The organism is Micromonospora sp. NPDC049230 (assembly GCF_040647875.1).
In the GTDB taxonomy this organism is placed as follows: domain Bacteria; phylum Actinomycetota; class Actinomycetes; order Mycobacteriales; family Micromonosporaceae; genus Micromonospora.
In genome coordinates, this window is the sequence record NZ_JBEZCZ010000091.1 from 1 (window position 1) to 2,693 (window position 2,693).

At 71.7% G+C, this 2,693-nt stretch carries 5 protein-coding genes; all 5 read left to right on the forward strand.

Going from position 1 to position 2,693, the window contains the following annotated elements; all coding sequences use genetic code 11:
• Nucleotides 1-423 (forward strand): AAA family ATPase (locus tag AB0A95_RS34635; protein WP_357559979.1); only part of this gene is annotated, 423 nt, incomplete at its 5' end.
• A 77-nt stretch (nucleotides 424-500) separates the two neighbouring features.
• Nucleotides 501-1,304, forward strand: coding sequence for a hypothetical protein (locus tag AB0A95_RS34640; protein ID WP_357559980.1), 804 nt, complete (start codon nucleotides 501-503; stop codon nucleotides 1,302-1,304).
• On the forward strand, nucleotides 1,301-1,825 hold the full coding sequence (locus AB0A95_RS34645) for a hypothetical protein (protein WP_357559981.1): 525 nt from the start codon (nucleotides 1,301-1,303) through the stop codon (nucleotides 1,823-1,825). Before AB0A95_RS34640 ends, AB0A95_RS34645 begins: the two co-directional genes overlap by 4 nt.
• Before the next feature lie 113 nt (nucleotides 1,826-1,938).
• The gene (locus tag AB0A95_RS34650) at nucleotides 1,939-2,103 is read left to right on the forward strand and encodes a hypothetical protein (protein WP_357559982.1); all 165 of its coding nucleotides are present in this window, start codon (nucleotides 1,939-1,941) and stop codon (nucleotides 2,101-2,103) included.
• Nucleotides 2,090-2,693: VRR-NUC domain-containing protein (locus tag AB0A95_RS34655; RefSeq protein WP_357559983.1), on the forward strand; the 604-nt coding region annotated here is incomplete at its 3' end. The genes AB0A95_RS34650 and AB0A95_RS34655, both read left to right, overlap by 14 nt.

Here is a 2,693-nt window from a genome sequence, read left to right on the forward strand (position 1 = left end):
AGTCGGCGGCTGCTCACGGTGGTCGACGCGACGAACACCCGCTGGGCGTACCGGGATCCGCTGATCAGCCGGGCGCGCCGGTTCGATGTGCCGGTGCTCGCGGTGGTGATGGCCACCCCGCTGGAGGTGTGCCAGGAACGCAACGCGGACCGCGACGGGGTGTTCGCCCCATACCCGGGGGCGAACGCCGCCCCGATCCCGCCGACCCGGGTATCGGTGCTCCACTACGAGACCCGGAAGGAACCGCCGCACCTGCGTGAGGTCGACGCGGTGCTCACCATCGACGCCGCCGGCGCGGCCGCCGAGTGGCACGGCGCTGACCGGTTGCCGGTTGAGGTGCTGGCCGCGCCGTGGCTGGCTGACACCCTGGACGCGCCGGCGCGGCCGCGCTTCGTACCGGACCGGATCGGATACGCCCTGTGAGTCGCGTCTACTTCCACAGCCCCTCCGGTGACGCCGAGCTGCGGGGCAGCGAATACGCGTGGCTCGGCAGCGTCGCCGTGGGCCCGGCTGAGGCAGCTTGGGATCTCGACCAGCGTCATGGTCTCGACCGGGCGCGCGACATCCTCGCCCTGGTGCCGGATGCGCCGGACGACCCGACCAGCGCCGCGTTGCACACCTACCTACGCAAGGCCGAAGAGCAAGAGCGGGCCACCATGAGGCCAATCAGCTACGAGCCGCAGCGGCACCTGATCGCGTGGCTACGCACCTGCCTGCGTAGCGGCCTGCGGTTGGTCGTCGCGGGGGTGGAGCTGCGTTCCACGAACGTCGCCCTAAACACGGCCCTTGTCGCTGGGTCCGATCCGGTGCGGCTTGCCGCGAAGATCAGCGGCTGGTGTGAGGCGCACTGCTGGGTGGAAGGCCCGGAGCGTGCATGGCTGGCCGACATCATCGACACAGCGCTGACGGCCGGGCTGTACCGGTGGGGTCTGTGGTACTCGGACATGCCGGCCGGGCCGCGGGATCAATGGTCGGATCAGGGGTGGGAACAGGTGCTTGACCTGTTGCGGGCCCGCGATGACGAACCGGTGGTGATGTCGTACTCAGCGGCTGTCCGGTTCCCGAACGCGGCGGCCGCCGGACAGGAATCGCTGGGCGACCGGTGGTACGACCTGCCGAAGAGTGAGCAATGGCAGGCCGCCATGGACGGGTTGCGTCGAGGGCGGCCATGGGCGCGCCTCGCGCCGGACACGCTCTCCGACGTGACGTTCGGCCTGCCGGTGACCGTGTACGACCTACTCGCCCCCGACCGGGATGACCGGGTGCGTGCCGCTGCGGATCAGGAGGAGGCTGCCCCGTTATGAGCGCCGGTGAGGTGCCGCGCATCGACTCGCCGTACCGGGTCGAGGAGACCGACCGTCCGGGCGTCTACGCCGTGCTCGGCGACGTCGGCGGGATGCCCCTGAAACTCGCCGAGGTGCAGTCCACCGATGGGCGACTGGTCGCGGTCAAGGACGTGGCCACTGCGCTCGCCCAGCCGGGTCCGGCCGCCGCGATCGATCTCGCCCGGGTGGAGGCCGCCGCGGCGGCCGCGCTCGACGCCGCCGTGGCCCCGGGGTGCGTGGTGAGTAGCCACGCCGCGACGAGCGACCGGCTCCTGCCGCAGCCGGGTACGCGTCGCGCTCAGGTGTTGGCCGAGATCGAGAGGCAGGCGGGGCAGACCACGTACGGCCTTCGAGCCAGGCTCAAGATCGGTTCGAGGCAAGTCGACCGCGCCTTGCGGCAGCTCGTCGCGGCTGGTCTGGTCGGCATCGTGCCTGACGAGCGACGGCGAGCCCGGTACGTCTCGATGGAGCAGTGGCTGCGTGGCGGTGAGCCCCGATGACCGCTCCCCTGCATTGGGCGTCCGGAGAACGGCCGGTCGACCTGCCGCGGTATACACAGCCGCCCCCTCCGCCCCCTCCACCTGCGGGGCGGAGGCGCTGCCCCCTCCCTCACTTGCACGAGCTGGACGCGGTTCCTATGTCCCCCGACCAGAAAGAAACGCTGGGGCTAAGCCTGATGGTCACCATCATGGAACGGATGACGCCGGCTGAACGCCGCCGCACCCTCGCGTTCCTCACCGACAGGTTCGAGCAAGGGGCCGAAGATGACCACCGGTGAGGGCCCCGACAACAACTGGGCGGAGCATGACTGCGGGTACGTGCCGCTGCTGACCGGCGGCCGCCTGGTGAAGAAGCACGACCCGGCGTGGCAGCTTCCCGAGCTGGGCAACGGCCGCACCAACGAGGCCCTGCAGCGGCACGTCACCCACCGGGCGTTCCATGACCGGGCGCACCGGCAGCCTGGCTACGGGCTGGGCTACCACCACAGCATCCACCCGCGCGGTGAGCTGCCCGGGTACCCCGACGTCCACGCCTGGGCGCCCAAGCCGGGCGGGCAGATGTTCCGGGAGCTGAAAGGCATGGGCGACTTCCCGCGGCCCGAGCAGGTCGCGGTACTCACCGCACTGGCCGCGACCGGCGCCGACGTCGGGGTGTGGTGGCCGTGCTGCTGGTACTCCGGGCGCATCGACCGGGAGCTGGCCGCGCTCGCCGACGCCGAACCGATCGGCCAGCACTGGGCGCCCGGGTTACCGCCGCAGATCGGGCAGACCGGGTACGTGCCCTGGACCGCCGACCAACCCGCGCCGGCGCCGGGACGGGTGCCGGCGCAGCGGCGGCCACCTGGTCGCCCTGGACGCCGTGACCGCG